The following is a 17037-nucleotide window of genomic DNA, read 5'->3' as shown; positions in this document are numbered from 1 at the left end:
CAACCCGTTAGCGAGGAGATTGTCTGTGATTTAGCCCGCAAAGCGCAGGCTAAATTTACTCACGCCCGGCGCGCTCAAACTCAATGACCCACACCCACGGGTTTACCTGCCAGCTGGTTGCACCGTACTGTTTCTGCCATGCCTTGCGATAGGCTTCTTTTGGCATTTCTGAATTCACATTCATGGTGAAAAAGTTATTCAGAAAGTGCGAGTCGGTTTGGACCCCTTCAGCCATGATGTCATCTTCACTGATATCCTGAATCTGCTCCACACGCACATCGGTAATGAGCAGATTGATACGGCTGGCCCAGCGCGGCATATGAATGGCCGTCTGCCAGCCAAACTGCTCGTCATCCGGGCCGCTCAGCGTATGCTGACCCAGTTCATTGCTGTCAGCACGGTACTGGCAAAATTCCGGCGTGCGGAACGGTACGGGATCGCGCTCGTAATCCGCCAGGGCATCCTGCGGCACAATCGGCCCACGCCAGGTTTCGCGCACCCAAAGCACGTCGCCCGGCATACCGTACGGGCAGTGATAGCGAATGTCATTCATCGACATCATTTTATCGCCATGCAGGTGGTTAGCCTGAACGTCAAAAGCATGAACCCCTTCGTGGTGATCCTGCCCCGGGCCAAAAGCCTGCGTTTTCATTATGCGCCGGGTTTGCGTTTGTTGGCCAACTAACAGGGCACGAACCCGCTGTTCGGAAAAAAGAATCGGCCGCTCTTTCATGGATTACCTCTTTTTATTAGTAGAACCCGGTTACTGCTAAAACAACAAGGGCATCTAAATGGTGGCAATATCATAAAAACTATAAATCATTACCCTTAACAATTTGCCGTCTCATAGTCATCTGAGCATTGGTGATTTTTGTCCCGAAAAACGGGGGCGGATAAAAAATCAACAATGCTGTTGTCAATGCGCGTTCCGGGACATCTGATAGTGAGAATACAGTACGTTATATCGGCAAAAATAGGAACCTTTTCAGATTTATCTGTGTGTAACTTTTGCCGATTTTAATGATAAGTGCGAACAGGTTATGTCATGTTTTTTGTTACTCCCCGAGAAAATGCCTATCATTAATCATTACATTTATTAAACTAATTAACCTGCCCGCAATTAAATCAGTCAAGGCTGAAAAAGCAGCAAACTGACGTTTTAATTACGGCAAAATGCTATAAAAATGATCAGCGTCGCATTTTTTTTCGAAATTATCCTGGGGCAAGGGCGATATTCCTCTGCTGTGTAAAGAAAATGTCATTAGCCATTCGCTATGATGGTCGGGCCTGAGCGCGTAATTCATCGTCAGTCAGGACGGACGTCAACCCAACAGGAAAGAGAATATGTCACTTACGCTTTGGCAGGCTCGCTATGAGACCTGGTTTGAAAACAACTGGATTCATGATGATGGCGCGCACGATATCGCACATTTACGCCGCGTATGGATGAGCGCTCAACGCATTATGGCCGGCACCCAGGCCGATCCGCTGGTGGTCCTGACCGCGTGTTATTTTCACGATGTGGTGAATTTACCGAAAAACCACCCTGAGCGTCACAAGGCATCCACCTATGCCGCCAGTGAAACGCAGCGCATTTTACAACAGGATTTCATCGATTTTCCTGAGGAATTGATGGAGCAGGTCATGCATGCGGTACAGGCGCACAGCTTCAGTGCCGCCATTACGCCAAAAACGCTGGAGGCAAAAATTGTGCAGGATGCCGACAGGCTGGAATCGCTCGGTGCTATCGGTCTGGCGCGGGTGTTTTATACGGCAGGTTCCATGAATCGCCCCTTGTTTAACAGCGAGGATCCGCTCGGTAAAGATCGGGAACTCAATGATGTTAAGTGGACGCTGGATCACTTTCAGACCAAGCTACTGCGGTTGCCAGAAACCATGCAAACCGAAGCAGGGCGCAGGCTGGCAGAACACAATGCGGACTTTCTGGTGCACTATATGGCCAAGCTGTGTGCGGAACTGCAAGGCAACTTAGTCAGTCTGGATGAGTCAGTACTCCACGGCTTTAGCCCTATACACGCTGAATATTAAATTTTTATGACAGTATAGGAATCGATACAGTCATCCGGTAGCGTGGCAGTAATAACAATAAAGGAGTGATGAAATGACCGAAACTGTTAATTTAACGATTAAAATTGATCCTGCACTGAAAGAACACATCAAACAGTTGGCGCTTGAAAATCAGGTGTCAATGAGTCAGGAAATCGTGCAACGGCTTCAGTCCAGCCTCAATGCGCCTGCTCAGCCTGTCATTGACAGCCAGAATACAGAGGAAGACACATCGGATGCATTAAGCTCCAGCGAAATCAAGCAGCTGCGCACGCTGCTAAAGAAGCAGAGCAAGAAAAAGAAATCGTAAAATTCGGTGTTTGTCCCCGCAAAACGATCAAAAGCCGCCTTTAACACTGGCGGCTTTTTTACATCCAAAGCTTAACGGCTACAGGGTGATACGGAACTGCTGCACGCTTTCGGCCAGGCGCGCGGCCTGCTGCTGTAGCGTATCGACCGTGCGGCCCTGGCGGGCGGTGAGGCTTTCGTTCGTCTGAAGCTGTTTATCCAGCGCCACCACTTCTGCAGCAATGCCCGTCACGCGGCGGCTTTGTGCGGTGGCGTTTTCCTGCAGCTCTTGCAACTGTGTCACAACGGCGCTGACCGACTGGCTTATCTGGTTAAACAGCGCCTCAAGCGATTTCACCTTATTGAAGCCCTCTGAAATGTGCAGTTGCGTATGATTAACGAGACCGTTGATCTGCTGCGCCGATTCGCCACTCTTGTTTGACAGGTTGCCCATCTCTTTCGCGACCACGCCAAAACTTCGTCCATACACGCCCGCATGAGCGGATTCGATGGCGGCATTGAGCGCCAGCAAACGCGTTTGCAGTGACAGGCCGTCCAGCATCTCAACGATACCCGCGATTTCGCCGGAGGAGGCGACGATATGGCGCATCTGAACCTCCATCTCATCCACCTGAAGCGTACATTGCTGCATCAGATCGTCGGCGAAATGCGCCTGTTCAGAGGCCTGCTGAGAAAACAGGGTGCTGTTTTCGACTTCTTCAGACACGCGATGCAGGCGCTGGGAAATATGGCTAAAGCTGCTGTTTTGCGCTTGATACTGTTCGCTGACCTGCTCATTAGTATGCTGCATTTCACGCGTACCTTCGGCCACGCTTGCCGCAATCGTGTTAATTTCAGCCACGATGGTGCGCAGCCCCTGGCGCATCTCCGCCACTGCGTTGAAGAGTCTGGACGTTTCCAGCGATTGCAAACGCGGTGGAACCGGGCAGTTGATTAAATCACCGGTTGCGATGTCCTGTAACTGTCGACTGGCCAGACGTAAGGGGACGATCACACCACGCAGCAGCAATATGCCGCCGGTCAGCAGCAGGACAAACAGCAGTCCTGTCACCATTAGCGCCAGGTTGCGGCTTTCCATGAGTGTCTGAAGGGTCAGGCTGTTAACCGCAGTGAGCTGTTTATTGGTCTGCGTAATCTCGTTAAACCAGGCGCTATTGAACTGCTGCTGGTAAGCCTGCATCGGTACCATAAAGAAGGCGTCAATGTTATTCCCCTCCAGACCTTTTAGCTGCTCCTCCAGTCCCTGTTTCAGCAACGTAAAGCCCTGCTGCAGTTCGCCGCCGGGTGCGGCGTGATAGCGAGCAAAAAGCTGTTCAGCATGAAGCAAAGACGATTTGGCTGTTTCTGCCAGACTTTTCCAGCTGTCAACCGATCCACTTTTCTGATCTTCCATTAAATACAGCCCGGCGCGGTGGCTGTTATCACTGGCCGTAAGCAGCTCGACGCGTGCGCGGTCCAGCAAGGCCAGCCGGTCACGCATGGCGCTGGCCTGGGTGAGGTTGACTTTGTTCTGGCTCACCTGAGCGGTCAGCAGAACAATCCCGATGGACTGCAGCAAACAAAACAGCACCACGAACAAAATAAAGTTCCCGCGCAGGCTGGTTAGCCAGGTGGGGATCGCCGGAAACCTAAAGCGGGAACGTCTTTTCAGCACGTGCCGCGACAACAAAGTGAGAGGTGACATCATTCTACCCATCCATTGAAAAAGCAGCAGTATTCTGGGCTTGCATGACGGCGTTGTGACAATCCCGCCGGACGGCAGGAAAAGAGAGGAATTGTTGCGCCTAAGCGCAACTTTTAGCGGAAATTATGCGTTCAACTGGCGGATATAGGGCGAAAGCAACTGTGCCACGGCGGCAAACACCGGTACCACCACCGAATTGCCAAACTGTTTATAGGCCTGCGTATCGGATACCGGGATGCGGAAGGGATGGCTGTCTGCACTATCAAATCCCATCAGTCGCGCGCATTCTCGCGGCGTTAACCGACGGGGGCGCCGCGCCATATTGGCGGCATCAAGAAAATCGGCTTCCCCTTTTTCCCGATCCCAACCGCGATCGATTAAAATTTCTGAGCCATCTTTATAGTATCGGGCTGACAGGGTGCGCACGCAGCAATGCACATTGTGTGGATCATTCAGGCCAAAGCCGAACCCGTTACCCCGTGCTTTATGCTTCTTAGCGTACTGGTAGAGGTAACGCCACAATACGGGCGACAGGATGTATTTGTCGTCGGGCTGCGGCTCCAGCAGGCTCTGTAGGCTGGGCACCTGGGCGGGGAAAAATTGGCGAATGTCGCGCAGGCTAAACTGCGCTGAGCCAGCAATATCCCGCCGGATGCCGACCAGAACGATACGTTCACGATGCTGCGGCAAAAAAAAGCGTGCATCAATCACCTTCGGATCGGGCGCGCCAGCCTGGGCATCCGCCACGTCATAGCCCAGCTCGTCCAGGGTTTCCATAATCACCGCAAACGTCCGGCCTTTATCATGGCTTTTGAGATTCTTCACGTTTTCCAGGACGAAGAATGGCGGTTTCTTTGCCGCCAGAATGCGGGCGACGTCAAAAAACAGTGTGCCCTGCGCCTGACATTCAAAGCCATGAGCCCGGCCCAGCGCATTTTTTTTACTGACGCCCGCCAGAGAAAAGGGCTGGCAGGGAAAGCCCGCCAGCAGCACCTGATGGTCGGGAATGGCCGCATCAATCGACTGATAGATCGCCTGTTCGTCAGTAAGGCCGGCTGGCTGCGTGACCTGGCGAATATCCCTATTAAAGTGGTGCTCTGCCGGATCGCTGTAGTGATTCGCCCGATAGGTGCGAATCGCCTCTTTATTCCACTCACTGGTAAATACACATTTACCGCCGATGCGCTCGAAGCCACGTCGAATACCGCCGATGCCGGCAAACAGATCGATAAAGCGGAAATCGGGAGAATCATAATGGGCAGGACGTGCAGGCAACAAATCCTGCAACAGCGACAGTTCTGCGGCGGCCAGCGAGGGTAACGCGCGCTTGCCCTGACGAATAGCGTTCAGCAGTGGCGGCGTCCAGTGCGGAAAGCCTGCCTGATGCAAACGTGCGACAACGTCCTTAACGGAATAGATCGACAGCACCTGTTGTAACATGTTCAGTTCATCGGAATGCAGAACAGCAGGGAGAAGAGGTTCAGCGGTTGCGACAGCGTGCATGCAAATATCCTTAACAGTGAAGCGCGTATGCTAACACTCCTTGCCCGAGGAGGAAATCTGCGGGCGCAGGTCAGAATAGTGTTTCAGTGTGCGCCAGCGTCAAAAAGGCACAATTGCCCGGGTCAGATCTAAACGGCGCGGTCTGGCGGTGAAAATATTTTCTCTGCTTTTATCTGGCCGACTTTCACTTTTCAGGGTGACGACTAAAGTTGAATAAGTCGCTATTAAGGAGGTGCTATGGCCGACGTTCACTCCAGCGAAACGCGCAGTAAAAATATGCGCGCAATTCGTCAACAGGACACTGCCATAGAGCAGCGAATCGCCTTGCTGCTCAAAGATCGTGGATTCAGCTATCGGGTACAGGACAAAAACCTGCCAGGCCGCCCTGACTTTGTCGTGACCTCGCATCAGGCGATTATCTTTGTGCATGGCTGCTTCTGGCACCGCCACCACTGTTATTTGTTTAAGATCCCCGCCACGCGCACCGAGTTCTGGACGGGCAAAATAAACAGTAATGTAGAACGGGATCGGCGTTATGTCCGGCAGCTGCGGGAGAATGGCTGGAAGGTGCTGATTATCTGGGAATGCGCGCTACGCGGTAAACTCAAACTGGACGATGAAGCCCTGCTTGAACGTCTCGAAGAGTGGCTGCTGGCGATGAATGACAGCGCTGAAATCGATCATCAGGGAATTCATCATTACCGAGAGGATGAATGATCCCACCTTGCTAATCAGTAACATAAAATGTTAGATAGACGCTTTTCCGTGACCGGGAGCCCGCAATGAGCAGCATAAAACTGACGGTTAAACGCCTGTATCAGATTCGTGATGAGCGCATGGTGAATACCAAAGCGACCGCCAGAATCTATGCTGGGGAAACGCTGGTGGCCACGGAAGAGATAACCGGCATGACGGAAAGCCCGGTCAGTAAATATCTGCACATGGATGGACTCGCAGGACAAGCGGTGCGCGTCGAATGGGATTGTGAGGGCATCGCTGATATGAACGTGACAGAAATTGAACGATGCCCATGTTGTCAACATAACGAACCGGAATAGGCACGACGGGCTGCACTGTCACGCGCTTCGTCGAGGATGACGCGTTGCGGCTGATGCAGACATAACCCGTTGCCGATGACCGAATAAGGGAAATACTTTGGCAGGAACCAGTTTATTAACGTTGCTCGATGATATCGCCACGCTGCTGGACGATATCTCGGTAATGGGAAAAGTCGCCGCGAAGAAGACGGCAGGCGTGCTGGGTGACGATTTGTCACTGAATGCGCAGCAGGTGAGTGGCGTGAAAGCCAATCGCGAACTGCCGGTCGTATGGGGCGTAGCCAAAGGCTCGTTCCTCAACAAACTGATACTCGTGCCGCTGGCATTGATTATCTCTACGTTTGCCCCCTGGCTGATTACGCCACTGTTAATGATTGGCGGTGCGTACCTCTGTTATGAAGGGGTGGAAAAGGTCCTGCACAGTCTGCAGCATGATAAACAGCAGAACTCGCCAGAGGCGCGTCAGCAACGCCTGGATAAGCTGTCAAAACAGGACCCGCGCGATTTCGAAAAGAAAAAGATCAAAGGCGCAGTGCGCACCGATTTTATTCTGTCGGCTGAAATCGTGGCCATTACCCTCGGTATCGTCTCCGAAGCGCCCTTGCTGAATCAGGTGCTGATCCTGTCAGGTATTGCGATTCTGGTCACGATTGGCGTATACGGCATTGTCGCCGGCATCGTTAAAATCGATGATTTAGGGTTCTGGCTACGTGATAAATCGTCACGCGTGGCCCAGGCGCTGGGCGCAGTATTACTGGCCGCAGCCCCCGTATTGATGAAAGTGTTGACCGTTGTCGGTACGCTGGCCATGTTCCTGGTCGGGGGCGGCATTATCGTCCACGGCCTGACGCCGTTGCATCATCTGATTGAAAATGCGATCGCACCCTTCAGCGGCCTGGTTGCTGGCCTGCTGAGCAACGGCGCAAACCTGGTGATTGGTTTTATCATTGGGTCGATCGTGCTGTTAGTGGTTAACCTTATTGCCAAACTGCGTGAGTAATCGGTATAAAAGCGCATTCTTTAACGCGTTCAGGGGAGAAAACGATGAGCGATGACATGTTTGAATTTGATATTGATGCTCAGTTAGAGCAGGCCGAAGCGAAGGCAGAAAAAAAGGCGGGCGAAGTGCCAGAAGACCTGATTGATGATGCCGATTGTGAAGGCTGCAAAATCTAATCCACTCAGCGCCCCAGGCGGATAATTCTTATCCGCCTGATTTGTTTTCGACATATCTCTCTACGTTATTCTGAATTCGCCATTTTTATGCGCGTCTTAACAGCAGCAACTCTTTTACCATGCTATAAAGAAATGGTTTCAATGACAGTCATTTCTCAAAGAGGGCGCAACATGGTTTTTGCAATCAGTGATGAAGTACAGCATAAGGAAGGCGGGCAAACGATGGTGGTGACCGGACATGCCAGCGGCATGGTTGAATGTCGATGGTACGATGGTTATGCGGTCAGGAATGAGGCTTTTCGCACCGATGAGCTCAGCCATTCCAGCGAATCGCAGCCCCAGTTTACTTCCTGATTTCTGTCAGTCAGGCCGTAAACGACGGCGGCCTGACTGGATTTATCACACTCTCCATCCTCACTGGCGCGATGCCTGCAGCGTTATACGTTGCCGTCGTTGTCCTCTTCTACCGCTTTATAAATACGCTGCAGGATATCCGGAAAAGCCGACTGAACCCGACTCCAGCTGGGAATAAACGGCTTGTCGTTCGGGCGCTCGATAAAGGACTGACCGGCATCCAGAATCGACTGGGTGAACATTTCGACGGCCGCTTCTTCAACATGCTGGTCGAATTTCAGGCCGTTCATTGCCGCCTCATGGTTATAGATTTCCATCATATCCAGCGCATTACGGTAATAGGTCGCTTTCAGTACCCGGAATGAGTCACTGGTCAGCGGCACGCCCATGGTTGCCAGCTTACGCAGCAGCGACTGGACAATATCGTTGCTCATGCGCTTAAGGCCACCGGTGCCATCATCTTCTGCCAGCGGCTGATGCTTGTGATCATAGTGATCTGCAATCTCGACCTGACACGACTGGCGCGTGGTGTAGTTACGGTAAATTTCAGAGAGCACGCCAATTTCCAGTCCCCAGTCGCCGGGGATTTTAATGCCGTTGAGCACGTGCGTGCGCATCGCAAACTCGCCCGAGAGCGGATAACGGAAGCTGGAAAGGTAATCAAGGTATTCGGAGTGGCCATAGACTTTTTGTAACGAGCGCAGCAGCGGGCCTACCAGCAGGCGGCCCACGCGGCCATTGAGTTTACCGTCAGCGACGCGTGCGTAAAACCCTTTGCAGAATTCATACTGAAAAGCGGGGTTAGCCAGCGGATAAAGCAGGCGTGCCAGCATGCCGCGTTCGTAGGTGACAATATCGCAGTCGTGCAGTGCAACACAGCTGGTGCGATCCGAGGCCAGCGTATAACCGGTACAAAACCACACGTTGCGTCCTTTGCCCGGATGGGTGGGCGACAACCCCTCTTTATCCAGTTCCGCGTCAATGGCTTTGAGTCTGGGGCCGTCATTCCACAGGATGCGGTGCCGTTGCGGCAGTCGGGAAAAAAACTCGCGGGCATGCAGAAACTGGTCACGGTCAGCCCGATCTAACCCGATAACGATTTCATCCAGATAGGGGACCTTAGCCAGTTCATCAACAATTTTTGTCAACGCCGGACCTTCCAGCTCGGAAAAGAGGGAAGGCAGGATCAATCCCATTTTGCGCTTACGGGCAAAACGCACCATTTCTTTTTCCAGCGACTCAACGCTGCGGTGCGTAAGATTATGAAAGTTAGTAATTACGCCATTCTGAAAGAAATCACTCATTGCATCATCCTTATGGTTTTGCGAGAGGAACAACAGCCTTTCATGGCTGAGTCAAAAAATGGTCCAGCCCTTCACGCCAGCCTTCAGGGCCGTGATGTGTCGTGCGGAATACGTTGGCATCCTCCGCGCGCTGTAAGGTAACCGGTGTTTTACTGAAGCCTTTGATCACCACGGCATAGTCAACCGCATCCAGCATCGGGGCATCGTTCGGGCCATCGCCCAGGCCAAGGGTGGTAACGCCTTCCCGGTCGGTGTGAGACAGCAGCCAGCGCAAGGCTTCTCCTTTGCCGCTTCTGGCAGGCATGACATGCCAGAAGCGGCCGCCCTGCGTCAGGGAAAGATGATAGTCGGCCAGTGCCTTGCGAAAGCGGTCAAAGGCCTCATCGGTATCCCGCCAGACAATCACCTCTGAAGCATCACGCTGACGGGCGAGGGCGGCATCCGCTTCACTCAGGCCGGTCATGGCGGAAACATCGACATCGCTGAAGTCATGGAAGCCGGTAAAGCGAAACTGCTGTTGTAACGCTGCCAGCACCCGGCAGATTGCGGCATAGTTCATCTTGTCGTCCGGAATGCGCACGCTTTTACTCTCGTTGAGGTACAGCACGGCGCCGTTTTCAGCAATAAAGGCGGTGCCGGCAATACCGAGCTTACGCTGCAGTGGCAGAATCTCAGCGGCGGTTTTGCTGGAGCAAATAATTAAGGGAATGGCGTGCGCGTTGAGTGTATCAAGCCAGTCTGCTGCGGCATCCCAGTTATAGTCGTGGTGGTCAAGCAGCGATCCATCGAGGTCGGTCACTATCATTAGCGATTCATTCAGATTCGGCATCCTGATCTCCTTCACTCCAGTTCGACATTAGTTTTAGTGTAGTTGAGTCTACAGCAGGCTTAGCATTGCGCACCGCAACCCCTATAACCAGGAGGATTCCTAAAACCCGAAGGATAAAATCGGCGATGCCGTCATTTCGTGCAGCGAATATCGCTGAAATAACAAGGCTCAGGGTGAAAGTGGTCAGTTTGAGTTAGGGCGAAATGAGTGAAACGCGCACGGGAAAGGCTTGTTTTGGCGAACGGGAAGCGTACTCTGAACGAGTAATATGAATTCCCTGGTGTAACGAATTGACTGCTTACCTGGCTCGCGCCGGGTATTTTTTTGCGCCGAATTCAGTGCGGCTGCGCTGCCTATCGGTTTATCTCTGTATAACGACAATCATGAATATCCATTTCACACTGCTCCGCAGGTTCACGGCACAGCCCTGGCCGAGGGGCATCCGCCCCCGTCACTGACTGCGAGTGTGGGGAAAAGTAGTCCTGCAGTTCACCGGTGCTACCGGGTTCAATAGCCTGCAGCAGGGCGTCCATTTCTTTATCCCGCTCATGCTTTTCGGCTGGGTGGGGAAGCGACATCGCAAACCTCCATCGGCTGGATTGGGTAATAAATATACAATTTAGCGGAAAATGAGAGGGCGGGACAGAAAAAAAAAGCCCGCGCTGCGCGGGCAAATGATCCTTGTTACTTTGGGTGTGTTGTATTTCCTGGGGAGGAAAGCAACGAAAAAAAGTTTACCTGCTGTTCCTGTTAAACGTCTCGCAGTGAAGTGTCAGGAAACTGAAAATGCGTATTACTCAGATTTACCTGACTTTCTCAGTAATCTGCTAAAAAGTGACTATATTTGATAACAAAACGGTTTTTTATCAATACCTAAAGGAATGGTTATGGACTTACTTCGAATTCTAATCGCAATCTTACTCCCCCCACTTGGTGTTTTTATGCAGGTAGGTTTTGGGGGAGCATTCTGGCTTAACATCCTGCTGACCCTGTGTGGATACATTCCAGGCATCATTCACGCCGTGTGGGTCATCGCGCGTCGCTAACGCCTGCATTACCCAGGCTCTTCGATTAAACTGTTAACAGGAATGTATCGGGAGAGTGGTAAATGAAGGTAGACGATCGCGTCAGTGTGAAAACGGATGGTGGGCCCCGTCGTACAGGCACCATCCTGGCTGTTGAGCCATTTAGTGAAGGCACCATGTTTCTGGTGGCCCTGGAAGATTACCCGCAGGGCATCTGGTTCTTTAACGAGAGCGGTCATCAGGACGGTGTGTTTGTCGAGCCTTATCCTGCCGACTGACCTTGATATTTAACTGCCAGACCATCACAAAATCGCCCTCTGGCCTGTTCGGCTCAGAGGGCGAGTGTTACTGACAGCGCCGTCAGGCAACGCGCTTCAGCGACGTCGCTGACTCACCGGTCTGCTTTGGCTAAAACGTTTCCCAGTTCTCATTGCCGCTTGTGGCGGCAGCGGGGCGCAAGACAGGCGCAGGCGCCTTAGGTGCGCTATCGGACTGATGAACAGGTTTTGCTGCTGGCGTATCCTGCAAACGGAAAGCCGCAACCGCCTTGGTCAACTTACCAGCCTGATCTTCCAGAGAGGCAGCCGCAGCCGAGGCTTCCTCAACCAGTGAGGCGTTTTGCTGCGTCACGTTATCCATCTCTGTAACGGCCTGGCTGACCTGCTGGATACCGCGGCTTTGTTCGTCGGACGCGGCGGCAATTTCCGACATGATATCGGTCACGCGACGCACGGCCTCAACAATTTCGCTCATGGTCGTCCCGGCTTCACCTACCTGTTGTGAACCGCTGCTGACTAACTTCACTGATTCAGCAATCAGCGATTCAATTTCTTTTGCCGCCTGCGCACTGCGCTGAGCCAGGTTACGGACTTCGCTGGCGACCACGGCAAAACCGCGGCCCTGTTCGCCCGCGCGGGCAGCCTCGACGGCGGCATTCAGCGCCAGAATGTTCGTCTGGAAGGCAATACTGTTGATCACGTTAGTGATCTCAGCAATTTTCTTCGAACTACCGGAAATATCGTTCATGGTTTTCACCACGCCGCTTACCATATCGCCGCCGCTGCGCGCCTTGCCGGACGCATCTGCTGCCAGTTGGCTGGCGTGATGGGCGTTATCTGCGTTCTGTTTCACCGTCGCGGTGAGCTGTTCCATGCTGGCCGCAGTCTGCTCAAGCGCGGCTGCCTGTTGCTCGGTACGCGATGACAGGTCGGTGTTACCCGCAGAAATCTCACTTGATCCCTGGTAAATGGCGATAGCCCCTTCGCGGACGGTACCTACCGTTTTGATTAGCGACTGCTGCATACGTTGCAGGTTGTCGAGCAACAGACCTATTTCGTTACGGCCGTGCGGGACAGTGGGTGCCGTTAAATCCCCTTGAGCAATACGTTCTATGTGCGCCACTGAATTGCGCAGTGGGTTAATGACGACACGACGTAAAAACACAAAGGTGAGCAGCACCAGCACAAGAGCGGCAACAAACGCGGAGCCCATTGCGATAAATCCAATCCGTGACTGCTCTGCCGCCTGATCGTTGATCTGAGCGGAGCGAACATCACGAAGCTTAATCGCCTCCACCAGAACGGCTTTATAGGCGTTATCCAGTTTGCGTGTCGTATCGGTTTCCTGAGCAATAATGCTTTCGAAGCTGCCCTGTTTACCCGATTCGATCATCGGCATCAAACCCTTCGTCACATACTCTTTGAAACGCGCCTGTAACTGCTCATCCAGCTTGATGTCTTCTGGTGTTTTGTTTTTACGATTCAGATAGATTTTAAGGCCGGCTTCAGCCTGTTTGATACGATCGGCCGTAGCCGCAAGATTAGCGTTGAATTCATCCATCTCACCGATACGCGCGGCGGCGCCTGCCTGAATGATATTCAAACGGGCAGAGCGCATATGCGATGAGCTGTCGATAAGCCCGTTTCTAACCTGGATCTCATCGGTAGCATCTTTAAGAGACTGATTACTGAGAATAAGAAAGTAGCTTGAGATAGCAATACAGAGTGCGAACAGAAACAATATCCCGCCGAATATTAAACTAAACAGAGGAACGAGGCGGATGTTTTGCCAAAGACTAAGTTTGGAATGCCCTTCATTAACCAGCGTTGTGTTCATTTCCTTGCTCTCTTAGGAGGTTATTCTGTTGAACAAAACATCGGCAAAAGAAGAGAAAGGTTTACACCCGAAAGTGAGATCTGGATCGCTAATCCATAAAAAAACCGGCCTTTTGGGCCAGTTCTTAGAGGGGAGGAGGTTACCTTACGTTGACATAGATACCGGACGTCACGTTATCGGTTAAACGCACCACATGATAGATCACTTGCTTGTTATGCGTTTTAATTTTTCGCTTTATATTGCCTTTATGCGAAGAAACGGTTTTCGCTTTGATTTGCATTTTATCTGATATCTGGATGGTATCATGGCCTGACATCCACATTTTCAGCATATTTGACTCTGTCTGGCTTAGCGTAAGAGGGTGGACATCAAGACCCGAAGAAATACGCGGCGACATATTGAGTTTTTTCTGCAAATAAGTACTTAACAATGAATCCAGCGTCGAAGGCTTAATTGCTTTGGATGTAATAATCAAATTTTTCCGAACATACAAATATTCTTCAAAATGAATATTACTAATGGCCATAAAAATAAAAAACAATGTTTCGGGATGCTGGTTAATAACGCTGCGAATGCGCTCGCTGGAGTCGGTTTCATGAATGAAACAGTCTTCGTTAATAAAGACGACGCCAGGTTTTAACTGCTCACATCTTTGCTGTAATTGCTCAATGTCAGATACAGAAGTAATATTTTTCTTCTTAACTCCCTTAGAAGACATATAATCTGATAATCCCAGGCGTGTGTAGTTGCAGGAATCCATAATAATCGTTGGCATGTTAGCGACCCTCACCAATTTGTTATCCGTTTAAATCAACGATGAATTACGCGTTGCGGTACGAGAAGATTTCCAAAGCGCTTTTTTTTATTCTGCTGATGCAGCGTGGCAATGGGCAATAGCCCATAAAAGTCCTCTTCCCTGACCCGGTCTGCAAAAAATTTGTGTTGCTCTGACCTCACACCTGACCTGATATCAACATGATAAGTCGATACAAAGTCGGACTGAGCGAAATGCAGTTTTTTGGGAGCGCTGTCACTATCGCTGAAAACCCAGAGTTTTCTGATAGGACAAATCTTAAAAACATTTATTTCACGAAAGTGTGAAGTCGGTTAGCGAGTTGACAATGCCGGAAAAAACATTTTCTGACAAGAAAAATCACATAAAAATTTTTCTTTAGTAATTTCAACGCATTGCCGATTTTGTCACCAAAACAATCTTGTTGATGACTCGGTTAACCGCCTGACTAAAATACGCGAAGCGCGGTTTAATAAGAATAATTTTAAGACTTTCCGCACGTTTATCAGAATATCCTTAGTTGATTTCTGGGAAATGTGGTTTGAAAAATGTGCGGATAGTTATGCGTTTCTTAAGTATCAAATCAGGATAATAGTTAGATACTTAATGTTCAGACAGGGGACAGTTCTGTCAGGAACTGGGCCAGAAGATCGAATATTTCGCCGAACAGGTGCTCGCAGAAGGGGGCAAGGAGAGGCATCAGCAGGCTGATGGTCAGAATGCCTACTGATAAGGTAATCGGGAAGCCGATCGCGAAGATTGATAACTGTGGTGAAAGACGGTTTAACAAACCCAGGACCATATTTATCGTGAGTAGCAAAACGATCAACGGCAGCGCTAACATCATGCCATTAAGGAAAATCATGCTGCCGGATTTCACCAAAGCCATAAAGGCATTTGCCTGAAGAGGCTCGCCGCCGATAGGCAACGTATGAAAACTGTCCGACAGCAGGGAAATAAGCCACAGGTGACCGTTGAAAGTCAAAAATAAAAGCATCGCCAGCATGTCGAGAAAGCGCGCAAGAACGGGCATATTCAGTCGACTGGCGGGATCGAAAAAGGTGGCGAAAGACAGACCCATCTGCAATCCAATCAGTTCACCGGCGGTACGAACCGCGGCAAAGGCGAACTGCATGGTAAAACCAATGGCAATCCCAATCAGCATCTGCTGAATCAGCAGCATAAAGCCGGCAGGTGAAAACAGCGTCACGTTCACCGGGGGTAAATTTGGGATCAGTATCCAGGTGATCATGGCGGCAAGACCAATCTTCACGCGTTTACTCACCGCTTTTTCACTCAGTACCGGCGCGGTAGCAAGCAGTGCCAGAATACGCACCAGTGGCCAGAAAAACTGACTGACCCAGTGTACGAGTTGGCTACTGTCGAGAGTGATCATCAGCCGATGATATAAGGCAGATTAGAAAAGACGGTGCGGATGTAATCCAACAGCACGTTCAGCATCCAGGGGCCGGCAATGATACCCGTGGTGGCCACTGCAATAATTTTTGGAATGAAAGACAGCGTTTGTTCGTTAATCTGGGTCGCTGCTTGCAGCAAACTCACCAGTAAACCGCTGACCAGCGCGGCCAGAAGCATAGGGGCAGCCAGCAGCAGGGCAACGCGCATGGCTTCCTGTCCCATTACCATTACCGATTCAGGTGTCATGAATTTCTCCTGTGCAATAGAGAGGTCAGGAATAGAAACTTTGCGCCAGCGAGCCAACCAGCAATTGCCAGCCGTCCACCAGAACAAACAACATTAATTTGAACGGCAGCGCAATTGTTGCCGGGGGAACCATCATCATCCCGAGTGCCATTAACACGCTGGCAACCACCAGGTCGATAATTAAAAAAGGAATAAATACGGTAAAGCCAATCTGGAATGCGGTTTTTAATTCACTGGTCACGTAAGCCGGCAACAGAATACGCATAGGTACGGCTTCCGGACCCGCAATCGGCGCTGTATTTGCCAGGCGGGCAAATAACGCTAAGTCAGCCTCACGGGTTTGCCGCAGCATAAACTCCCGCAGCGGCTGTGCGCCTTTATCGATCGCCACATCCATGCTGATTTTATCCTGGCTAAATGGCAGGTAGGCATCCTGATAAATTTTATCGAAGGTCGGTGCCATAATAAAAAACGTTAAAAATAAGGTCAGGCCAAGTAATACCTGGTTAGGCGGCGCGGAAGGCGTGCCCAGCGCATTACGTAGCAGGCCGAAAACAATAATGATGCGGGTAAAGCTGGTCATCATTAACAGAATGGCTGGCAGGAATGTTAACGAAGTAATAAAAACCAGCGTTTGTACCGGCAGTGACCAGCTTTGGCCACCGTTAGCTAATGGCTGACTAACCAGGCCCGGCAACTGGGCATGGGCAACCGGTGCCAGCAACAGCAGCGGCAGAAGAGGGAGCAGTCGACGCATCATGGATTTTTTCCGGGACGTTTAACCAGATTTTGTAATAGCTGACGAAAATCCTGCGGCGCAGCTTTTACCGGTGCGGTTTCATCAGGTGCACCTGGCGGCAACGTATGCAGGTGAGTAATTTGTTGAGCTGTCACGCCCAGCACCAAACGCGCATCCGGCGTATCAACAATCACAACGCGTTCGCGCTGGCCGACCTGCACACTGGCCGTGAGTGTCAGCTCACGGCTGCCCACTTTCTTAGGGGCAAAACCCATGCGGCGTGCCAGCCAGGCACATGCCAGAATCAACAGAATAATGACGACCAATACGCCACTGACCTGGGTCAATACTGAACCTGCCGAAATGGGCGGTGCCTGAGGTGTGGCAGGTTGCAGCGTATGATTCTGGTTATTCAT

21 protein-coding genes are annotated in these 17037 nt (G+C 51.2%); 9 read left to right on the top strand and 12 right to left on the bottom strand.

The genetic code is table 11. The features are described from left to right. Positions 1–55 precede the first annotated feature (55 nt). The gene (locus EL29_RS09445; RefSeq protein ID WP_013026204.1) at positions 56–733 is read right to left on the bottom strand and encodes an ASCH domain-containing protein; all 678 of its coding nucleotides are present in this window, start codon (positions 731–733) and stop codon (positions 56–58) included. Positions 734–1344: 611 nt separating this feature from the next. On the opposite strand from EL29_RS09445, the gene EL29_RS09440 reads away from it, so the two are divergent. Together EL29_RS09440 and EL29_RS09435 are read left to right on the top strand one after the other, a co-directional pair. Further along, positions 1345–2049: a phosphohydrolase gene (locus tag EL29_RS09440; RefSeq protein ID WP_019106595.1), complete on the top strand. Its 705-nt coding sequence runs from the start codon at positions 1345–1347 to the stop codon at positions 2047–2049. 73 nt (positions 2050–2122) lie between these two features. Beyond that, positions 2123–2377 carry an Arc family DNA-binding protein gene (locus tag EL29_RS09435; protein ID WP_013026202.1) on the top strand — a complete coding sequence of 85 codons (255 nt, stop codon included), beginning with the start codon at positions 2123–2125 and terminating at the stop codon, positions 2375–2377. Positions 2378–2455: 78 nt separating this feature from the next. Here EL29_RS09435 and EL29_RS09430 read toward each other — a convergent pair whose 3' ends face one another. Both EL29_RS09430 and dcm read right to left on the bottom strand, forming a co-directional pair. Continuing rightward, complete coding sequence (locus EL29_RS09430; RefSeq protein WP_013026201.1) at positions 2456–4072, bottom strand: methyl-accepting chemotaxis protein; 1617 nt, start codon at positions 4070–4072, stop codon at positions 2456–2458. 111 nt (positions 4073–4183) lie between these two features. Next, positions 4184–5563: a DNA (cytosine-5-)-methyltransferase gene (dcm, locus tag EL29_RS09425; protein WP_019106596.1), complete on the bottom strand. Its 1380-nt coding sequence runs from the start codon at positions 5561–5563 to the stop codon at positions 4184–4186. Between the two features lie 237 nt (positions 5564–5800). Between dcm and EL29_RS09420 the strand changes: the two genes are divergently transcribed. From EL29_RS09420 to EL29_RS09405, 5 genes are all read left to right on the top strand, one after another. Next, positions 5801–6280 (top strand): very short patch repair endonuclease, encoded by a 480-nt coding sequence (locus EL29_RS09420; RefSeq protein WP_013026198.1) that lies wholly within the window; start codon positions 5801–5803, stop codon positions 6278–6280. A gap of 65 nt (positions 6281–6345) precedes the next feature. Then, positions 6346–6621 carry a hypothetical protein gene (locus EL29_RS09415; RefSeq protein WP_028715252.1) on the top strand — a complete coding sequence of 92 codons (276 nt, stop codon included), beginning with the start codon at positions 6346–6348 and terminating at the stop codon, positions 6619–6621. A 97-nt stretch (positions 6622–6718) separates the two neighbouring features. After that, positions 6719–7621: a DUF808 domain-containing protein gene (locus EL29_RS09410; protein ID WP_013026196.1), complete on the top strand. Its 903-nt coding sequence runs from the start codon at positions 6719–6721 to the stop codon at positions 7619–7621. A 44-nt stretch (positions 7622–7665) separates the two neighbouring features. Continuing rightward, positions 7666–7797: a hypothetical protein gene (locus tag EL29_RS23295; RefSeq protein ID WP_014605559.1), complete on the top strand. Its 132-nt coding sequence runs from the start codon at positions 7666–7668 to the stop codon at positions 7795–7797. A 171-nt stretch (positions 7798–7968) separates the two neighbouring features. Further along, a complete protein-coding gene (locus EL29_RS09405) occupies positions 7969–8151 on the top strand; it encodes a YodC family protein (RefSeq protein ID WP_019106597.1) in 183 nt (60 codons plus the stop codon). Between the two features lie 83 nt (positions 8152–8234). Here the strand turns inward: EL29_RS09405 and EL29_RS09400 are convergent, their stop codons facing one another. From EL29_RS09400 to EL29_RS09390, 3 genes are all read right to left on the bottom strand, one after another. Next, complete coding sequence (locus EL29_RS09400) at positions 8235–9455, bottom strand: glycosyltransferase family protein (protein ID WP_014593955.1); 1221 nt, start codon at positions 9453–9455, stop codon at positions 8235–8237. Between the two features lie 40 nt (positions 9456–9495). Beyond that, positions 9496–10284: a mannosyl-3-phosphoglycerate phosphatase-related protein gene (locus EL29_RS09395; RefSeq protein WP_014593954.1), complete on the bottom strand. Its 789-nt coding sequence runs from the start codon at positions 10282–10284 to the stop codon at positions 9496–9498. A gap of 353 nt (positions 10285–10637) precedes the next feature. After that, the gene (locus EL29_RS09390) at positions 10638–10862 is read right to left on the bottom strand and encodes a DUF2525 domain-containing protein (protein ID WP_013026191.1); all 225 of its coding nucleotides are present in this window, start codon (positions 10860–10862) and stop codon (positions 10638–10640) included. 309 nt (positions 10863–11171) lie between these two features. Here EL29_RS09390 and EL29_RS09385 point away from each other — a divergent pair, with 309 nt between their 5' ends. Next, entirely contained in the window at positions 11172–11330 is a 159-nt protein-coding gene (locus EL29_RS09385; RefSeq protein ID WP_014605562.1) for a YqaE/Pmp3 family membrane protein, read from the top strand. 62 nt (positions 11331–11392) lie between these two features. Next, a complete protein-coding gene (gene dsrB, locus EL29_RS09380; protein ID WP_014593953.1) occupies positions 11393–11587 on the top strand; it encodes a protein DsrB in 195 nt (64 codons plus the stop codon). A gap of 130 nt (positions 11588–11717) precedes the next feature. Here the strand turns inward: dsrB and EL29_RS09375 are convergent, their stop codons facing one another. The 6 genes from EL29_RS09375 to fliO all read right to left on the bottom strand — a co-directional run bounded on the left by EL29_RS09375 (position 11718) and on the right by fliO (position 17037). Continuing rightward, complete coding sequence (locus EL29_RS09375) at positions 11718–13424, bottom strand: methyl-accepting chemotaxis protein (protein ID WP_019106599.1); 1707 nt, start codon at positions 13422–13424, stop codon at positions 11718–11720. Positions 13425–13563: 139 nt separating this feature from the next. Continuing rightward, positions 13564–14199 carry a transcriptional regulator RcsA gene (rcsA, locus tag EL29_RS09370; protein ID WP_014593952.1) on the bottom strand — a complete coding sequence of 212 codons (636 nt, stop codon included), beginning with the start codon at positions 14197–14199 and terminating at the stop codon, positions 13564–13566. 628 nt (positions 14200–14827) lie between these two features. Continuing rightward, complete coding sequence (fliR, locus tag EL29_RS09365) at positions 14828–15613, bottom strand: flagellar biosynthetic protein FliR (RefSeq protein ID WP_014593951.1); 786 nt, start codon at positions 15611–15613, stop codon at positions 14828–14830. Then, a complete protein-coding gene (fliQ, locus tag EL29_RS09360; protein WP_014605563.1) occupies positions 15613–15882 on the bottom strand; it encodes a flagellar biosynthesis protein FliQ in 270 nt (89 codons plus the stop codon). The genes fliR and fliQ overlap by 1 nt, the downstream gene beginning before the upstream one ends. A 25-nt stretch (positions 15883–15907) precedes the next feature. Then, positions 15908–16639: a flagellar type III secretion system pore protein FliP gene (gene fliP, locus EL29_RS09355; RefSeq protein ID WP_033765984.1), complete on the bottom strand. Its 732-nt coding sequence runs from the start codon at positions 16637–16639 to the stop codon at positions 15908–15910. After that, positions 16639–17037 (bottom strand): flagellar biosynthetic protein FliO, encoded by a 399-nt coding sequence (gene fliO / locus EL29_RS09350; RefSeq protein WP_014593949.1) that lies wholly within the window; start codon positions 17035–17037, stop codon positions 16639–16641. The genes fliP and fliO overlap by 1 nt, the downstream gene beginning before the upstream one ends.

Source organism: Pantoea ananatis LMG 2665 (assembly GCF_000710035.2).
GTDB classification, from domain to species: Bacteria; Pseudomonadota; Gammaproteobacteria; order Enterobacterales; family Enterobacteriaceae; genus Pantoea; species Pantoea ananatis.
This window is presented reverse-complemented; position numbering and strand designations above follow the sequence as displayed.

What these genes read in the sequence shown, in the direction of transcription:
- EL29_RS09445 (WP_013026204.1), bottom strand. Translation starts at nt 733, where the DNA reads ATGAAAGAGCGGCCGATTCTTTTTTCCGAACAGCGGGTTCGTGCCCTG.
- EL29_RS09440 (WP_019106595.1), top strand. Translation starts at nt 1,345, where the DNA reads ATGTCACTTACGCTTTGGCAGGCTCGCTATGAGACCTGGTTTGAAAAC.
- EL29_RS09435 (WP_013026202.1), top strand. Translation starts at nt 2,123, where the DNA reads ATGACCGAAACTGTTAATTTAACGATTAAAATTGATCCTGCACTGAAA.
- EL29_RS09430 (WP_013026201.1), bottom strand. Translation starts at nt 4,072, where the DNA reads ATGGGTAGAATGATGTCACCTCTCACTTTGTTGTCGCGGCACGTGCTG.
- dcm (WP_019106596.1), bottom strand. Translation starts at nt 5,563, where the DNA reads ATGCACGCTGTCGCAACCGCTGAACCTCTTCTCCCTGCTGTTCTGCAT.
- EL29_RS09420 (WP_013026198.1), top strand. Translation starts at nt 5,801, where the DNA reads ATGGCCGACGTTCACTCCAGCGAAACGCGCAGTAAAAATATGCGCGCA.
- EL29_RS09415 (WP_028715252.1), top strand. Translation starts at nt 6,346, where the DNA reads ATGAGCAGCATAAAACTGACGGTTAAACGCCTGTATCAGATTCGTGAT.
- EL29_RS23295 (WP_014605559.1), top strand. Translation starts at nt 7,666, where the DNA reads ATGAGCGATGACATGTTTGAATTTGATATTGATGCTCAGTTAGAGCAG.
- EL29_RS09405 (WP_019106597.1), top strand. Translation starts at nt 7,969, where the DNA reads ATGGTTTTTGCAATCAGTGATGAAGTACAGCATAAGGAAGGCGGGCAA.
- EL29_RS09400 (WP_014593955.1), bottom strand. Translation starts at nt 9,455, where the DNA reads ATGAGTGATTTCTTTCAGAATGGCGTAATTACTAACTTTCATAATCTT.
- EL29_RS09395 (WP_014593954.1), bottom strand. Translation starts at nt 10,284, where the DNA reads ATGCCGAATCTGAATGAATCGCTAATGATAGTGACCGACCTCGATGGA.
- EL29_RS09390 (WP_013026191.1), bottom strand. Translation starts at nt 10,862, where the DNA reads ATGTCGCTTCCCCACCCAGCCGAAAAGCATGAGCGGGATAAAGAAATG.
- EL29_RS09385 (WP_014605562.1), top strand. Translation starts at nt 11,172, where the DNA reads ATGGACTTACTTCGAATTCTAATCGCAATCTTACTCCCCCCACTTGGT.
- dsrB (WP_014593953.1), top strand. Translation starts at nt 11,393, where the DNA reads ATGAAGGTAGACGATCGCGTCAGTGTGAAAACGGATGGTGGGCCCCGT.
- EL29_RS09375 (WP_019106599.1), bottom strand. Translation starts at nt 13,424, where the DNA reads ATGAACACAACGCTGGTTAATGAAGGGCATTCCAAACTTAGTCTTTGG.
- rcsA (WP_014593952.1), bottom strand. Translation starts at nt 14,199, where the DNA reads ATGCCAACGATTATTATGGATTCCTGCAACTACACACGCCTGGGATTA.
- fliR (WP_014593951.1), bottom strand. Translation starts at nt 15,613, where the DNA reads ATGATCACTCTCGACAGTAGCCAACTCGTACACTGGGTCAGTCAGTTT.
- fliQ (WP_014605563.1), bottom strand. Translation starts at nt 15,882, where the DNA reads ATGACACCTGAATCGGTAATGGTAATGGGACAGGAAGCCATGCGCGTT.
- fliP (WP_033765984.1), bottom strand. Translation starts at nt 16,639, where the DNA reads ATGCGTCGACTGCTCCCTCTTCTGCCGCTGCTGTTGCTGGCACCGGTT.
- fliO (WP_014593949.1), bottom strand. Translation starts at nt 17,037, where the DNA reads ATGAATAACCAGAATCATACGCTGCAACCTGCCACACCTCAGGCACCG.